The organism is Bradyrhizobium sp. (assembly GCF_030697065.1).
Lineage (GTDB): Bacteria > Pseudomonadota > Alphaproteobacteria > Rhizobiales > Xanthobacteraceae > Bradyrhizobium.
This window is the reverse complement of sequence record NZ_JAUYQU010000005.1, coordinates 1-4,692: the sequence shown is the minus strand read 5'-3', so window position 1 is coordinate 4,692 and position 4,692 is coordinate 1. Positions and strand designations below refer to the sequence as shown.

At 63.6% G+C, this 4,692-nt stretch carries 5 protein-coding genes; all 5 read right to left on the bottom strand.

The features are described from left to right. Positions 1 to 468: 468 nt before the first annotated feature. The 5 genes from Q8R73_RS00335 to Q8R73_RS00315 all read right to left on the bottom strand — a co-directional run bounded on the left by Q8R73_RS00335 (position 469) and on the right by Q8R73_RS00315 (position 4,661). Positions 469 to 675 carry a hypothetical protein gene (locus Q8R73_RS00335; protein ID WP_304869462.1) on the bottom strand — a complete coding sequence of 69 codons (207 nt, stop codon included), beginning with the start codon at positions 673 to 675 and terminating at the stop codon, positions 469 to 471. Positions 676 to 777: 102 nt separating this feature from the next. Then, positions 778 to 1,752, bottom strand: coding sequence for a quinone oxidoreductase (locus Q8R73_RS00330; RefSeq protein WP_305717561.1), 975 nt, complete (start codon positions 1,750 to 1,752; stop codon positions 778 to 780). 54 nt (positions 1,753 to 1,806) lie between these two features. Beyond that, positions 1,807 to 2,220 (bottom strand): Rieske (2Fe-2S) protein, encoded by a 414-nt coding sequence (locus Q8R73_RS00325; RefSeq protein ID WP_305717560.1) that lies wholly within the window; start codon positions 2,218 to 2,220, stop codon positions 1,807 to 1,809. 182 nt (positions 2,221 to 2,402) lie between these two features. Further along, positions 2,403 to 3,515, bottom strand: coding sequence for an amidohydrolase family protein (locus tag Q8R73_RS00320; protein WP_305717559.1), 1,113 nt, complete (start codon positions 3,513 to 3,515; stop codon positions 2,403 to 2,405). 84 nt (positions 3,516 to 3,599) lie between these two features. Then, entirely contained in the window at positions 3,600 to 4,661 is a 1,062-nt protein-coding gene (locus Q8R73_RS00315; RefSeq protein WP_305717558.1) for an amidohydrolase family protein, read from the bottom strand. Positions 4,662 to 4,692 lie beyond the last annotated feature (31 nt).

The window sequence follows — 4,692 nt, the reverse complement described above, 5'->3', positions numbered from 1 at the left end:
CAGAGGGCGCGGGGAATGCCGGGCGCCCGATGCGCCCGATAGCCACGTGTGCTATGGGGTAGTGGTAGATGCACACGTGTTGTCAGGTCACACCGGAATCACCCGGCACTCCCCGCGCGATGGTTTTTGCTTATACGTGGTCTCCCCGGTGATCGGCTTTCTTGCCACCGTCACTTGCGGGACTGACCGCAAGCTTGACACCAGCACCGAGGTGTCAGGACCGCACGATTTCGCATCCGCTTCAGGCACTCTGGTCAGGAGCGCCATCCGCGTCCACCGCCTCCCCGTCCCGCACTGGTGACCTTGCGCAACGCCCCTCGGAGTGGGACGGGATGGCGAGAGATATAGCCCTGTGTTCATTTCTGGTAACCAGAATTATTTTCGCACGAGGGGCTTGACATCGTTTCCGATAAGCCGAAGTGATTTGCCCGTCGGGTCCGGGCTACGGAGACCGGACGGGTATTCCGCTCACAGCGTCTCCTGCTTGTGGCCGCATTGCTTGCAGGCGAACTTCACCCGGGTCGCGCCCTTTTCCGCCGAGATGCGGTTCGGCGCGCCGCATTTGCCGCAGGTGGTCTCGATGCGGGTATTGCCCTGCTTCACGACCAGCGCCTTGCGTTCCATGGTCTCGCGGATCAGGCGCTCGGCCTCCTCGCGCATCGCCTGCTTGTCCATCCGCCTTGGTCCTGTCACATCTGCCACAGCAGCCTTACAGCACCCGCCTCGCTTTTGCGAGACGGGGCGGCAAAAAATCGCGGCTCGGGCGTCGTCAACCCCTCATACGGTCAGCACCGTCGAGCCCGTGGTCTTGCGCGCGGCGAGGTCGGCGTGGGCTTTTGCGGCGTCCTTCAGCGGATAGGTCTGGTGCACCTCGATCTTGACCGCGCCCGATTTCACCACGTCGAACAGCTCGTTCGCCATCGCGACCAGGTTCTCGCGCTTGGCGGCGTAGGTGAACAGCGTCGGCCGGGTAACGTAGAGCGAGCCCTTCTGCGCCAGCAGGCCGAGATTGAGCGGCTCGACGCTGCCGGAGGACTGCCCGAACAGGGCGGCGACGCCGAGCGGCGCCAGGCAATCGAGCGATTTCAGGAACGTGTCCTTGCCGACGGAGTCGTACACAACCGGCACCTTCTTGCCGCCGGTGATTTCGTCGACGCGTTTCACGAAATCTTCGCGGGTGTAGACGATGGTGTGGGCGCAGCCATGGGACTGGGCGAGCTTGGCCTTCTCGTCGCTGCCGACGGTGCCGATCACGGTGACGCCAAGATGCTTGGCCCACTGGCTGAGGATGGTGCCGACGCCGCCGGCCGCGGCATGCAGCAGGATGGTGTCGCCGGATTTGACCCGGTAGGTCTGGCGGATCAGATATTGCGTGGTCAGGCCCTTCAGCATCATCGCCGCGGCGGTGTTGTCGTCGATGCCGTCGGGCAGTTTCAACAGCCGGTCGGCCGGGATCAGCCGCGCCTCGGAATAGGCGCCGAGCGGCGACGCGCCATAGGCGACGCGATCGCCGGGCTTCAGATCGGTGACGCCGGGGCCGACTTCCTCGACCACGCCGGCGCCCTCGCTGCCGAGCCCGCTCGGAAACTGCACGGGATAAACCCCGGAGCGGTTGTAGATGTCGACGAAGTTGAGACCGACCGCGGTGTGGCGGATGCGCGCCTCGCCGGGACCGGGCTTGCCTACCTCGACCTCCTCCCAGTTCAGGACTTCAGGACCGCCGGCTTTGTGAAAACGGATGGCATGCGTCATGGGAATGGCTCCTTGGGGTGGGATGAACGAGAAAGGAAAAATGCTGCGGCGGGATCAGGTCTCGATAATGACGTAACTGTCTTCGACGTGCACCGGAAAAGTCTCGGCGACATAAGGGCCTTTTGCCAATGTCTCGCCGTCCTCGATCACGACCGGATAGGTGCGGACCTTGACCCGCTTCGGATCGAACCAGGACTGGCCGTTGCGCATGTCGAATTCCCAGCCGTGCCAGGCACAACGCAGCAGTTCGCCGACCCGCGTGCGCTGATAGACCCCGGGCTCCGGCGAAGTCAATCGCGCCACGCAGGCCGCCTTGTCGAGCGGCGCACCGGCATGCGGACAGCGGTTGAGCAGCGCGAAGAATTCGCCGTTGACGTGGAACACGACGACGTCGCGGCCGCCGATTTCGACCACCTTGTTGCCGCCGGGCGGTATTTCACTGGTGCGGGCGACGATGTGACGGGTCATGCGGGGAATACCTGGAATTACAATCGGTGTTGCGGCCCATCCTTCGAGACGCCCGGCTTCGCGATGCTTCGCCGGGCTCCTCAGGATGAGGTTCTGCTTGTTGAAGCACCACAGCCCTCATGTTGAGGAGCGAGCAGCGCGAGCGTCTCGAAGCATGGGCAGCAAGCACCTCGCTGATCTAATCATAGCTTATAAACGCCGCGGGCATTGCTGTTGAAGATCTTGCCGCGCTCGACCTCCGTCAGCGGCGTCTTGAAGGCATAGCGCGGGTCATCGAAGTCCCAATGCGGATAATCCGACGAGAACAGCAGGCGGTCGACGCCGACCCATTCGATCAGGGAACGCAGGTGTCTGGCTTCATCAGGCTCGTCGATCGGCTGGGTGGTGAACCAGAAATGCTGCTTGACGTATTCCGAGGGCCGACGCTTGAGATGCGGCACTTCGCTGCGGAATTTCTCGAAATGCTGGTCCATCCGCCACATCGCCGAGGGAATCCAGCCAAAACCGCCTTCAATAAAAACGATCCTGAGTTCCGGAAAACGTTCCGGAATGCCTTCCAGCACGAGGCTGGTGAGCATCGCCGCCATGGTATGCGCGTTGCTCTGGTGCTCCTCGGCATAATAGGACGGCCAGCCGCCGCCGGTCACCGCGTGGCCGCCATAGCCGCCGACATGGATACCGACGGGAAGGCCTAGTTCCTGCGCCCGCGCGTAGATCGGCCAGTAGCGGCGGCGGCCGAGCGGCTCGTTGGCGCGCGGCGAGACGTTGATCTGGACGTATTCGCCTGTTTTGGCGCAGCGGTCGATCTCGGCGATCGCCAGTTGCGTGTCGTCCTGCCCGACCAGGATCGAGGCTTTCAGCCGGGGATCGCGGTGCGACCAGAACGCCAATTGCCAGTCATTGACGGCGCGCTGGATCGCCGCGCCGAATTCGAGGTTCTGCTGCGAGAAGATGAAGAGATCCAGCACCTGCAGGATGCCGAACTCGACGTCGAACGGATCGAGATGCTGCTTCTGCATGAAGGCGAGATCGGAGCCGGGCACGCCGCCGGTCGGCGGCCAGGCGTCGCGCCGCGCGATCAGCGGCGAGGAGCGCGGATAGGGCGTGGTGCCGATATAGGGCGTGCGCAGATGGCTGCCATAGGTCTTCAAATGCTCCTGCCAGCGTTTCGGCAGGAAGGGATCGAGGTCGGAATGGGCCCGGATGCTCGGATGGATGTCGCAATCGATAATGCGCAGCCGGCTCTGAGCGGGAGCTTCCCGTTCCGATATCGGGCGGTCGATGACGTCGCTCATGCGATCCTCCTTTTTCTTACCTCTCCCCGACGGGGAGAGGTGAAACGGTCTCGGCGCGGCATTATCAAGCTCTGCCCTCATGCTTCATGCCGCCAGTTTCAGCCGCGGAAAGGTTTCGAGCGGATTGTCGGCGCACATCTTCGACACCAGACTGGCCGGCAGATACTTCGGAATGGCGTCGTCGCCGTCGAACTGCCAGTGCGGATAATCCGACGAGAACAGGAACATCCGGTCGGAGCCGATCATGTCGATGATGTCGGCGACCCCGGCCGCATCGGGCGGGCTATCGAACGGCTGCGTCGTGAAGCGGAAGTGATCGCGCATGATCGCGGCCGGCTCCCGCTCGACCCAGGGCACCTCGACCCGGACCCCGCGCCAGGTCTTGTTGGCGCGCCACATGAAGGCCGGCAGCCAGCTGATGCCGGATTCCATCAGCACCACCTTGAGCCCGGGAAATTTGCCGAACACGCCTTCGTAGATCAGGCTGAGCACCTGGGCCTGGAACGCCTGCGCCTCCGCCATGTAATATTCGTAGCGGTAGGACGGCCAGCCGACCGAACTCGGCGCCTGGCGGTACGCGCTGCCGGCATGAATCGCGATCGGCAGTTTGTATTTTTCCGCGACCTGCCACACCGGCCAGAAATGCCGCTTTCCAAGCAGGGCGTCGCCCTGCGCCAGCACCAGCACGGAAACAAAGCGATTGTCGGAAGCGCGCCGCTCGATTTCCTCGATGGCCAGATCAGGCGCCTGCATCGGCACCACGATCGAGGCGCGCAGCCTGGAATCCTTCGACAGCCATTCCGCCGCGATCCAGTCGTTGATGGCCTTGCAGAAATCGGCCGCCATATAGGGATCGAACACCGCCTGGGCGCCGTACAGCACGTTGCAGATGGCGTGGCTGGCGCCGAGCTGGTCGAACGCGCCGCGCTGCACCATGGCGAGATCGCTGCCGGGCTTGTCGCCATTGGCCGGCCGCCAGTCGGCGCGGCCGGACAGCGGCATGTTGGGCGGGTAGGAGTTGAGATCGAGCCCGTCGATGGCGCGGCTGACGACCTGCTCTTTCCAGTGGTCGCTGAGATAGGGCAACAGCGTGGTGCGGGTTCCACCGACGGCGGGATGGATATCGCAGTCGATCCGCATGGTCATGCGCGTTCCCTGAAAGTCTCATTCTTGGCGG

Coding starts and splice junctions, on each gene's coding strand:
- Q8R73_RS00335 (WP_304869462.1), bottom strand. CDS start 675: ATGGACAAGCAGGCGATGCGCGAGGAGGCCGAGCGCCTGATCCGCGAG.
- Q8R73_RS00330 (WP_305717561.1), bottom strand. CDS start 1,752: ATGACGCATGCCATCCGTTTTCACAAAGCCGGCGGTCCTGAAGTCCTG.
- Q8R73_RS00325 (WP_305717560.1), bottom strand. CDS start 2,220: ATGACCCGTCACATCGTCGCCCGCACCAGTGAAATACCGCCCGGCGGC.
- Q8R73_RS00320 (WP_305717559.1), bottom strand. CDS start 3,515: ATGAGCGACGTCATCGACCGCCCGATATCGGAACGGGAAGCTCCCGCT.
- Q8R73_RS00315 (WP_305717558.1), bottom strand. CDS start 4,661: ATGACCATGCGGATCGACTGCGATATCCATCCCGCCGTCGGTGGAACC.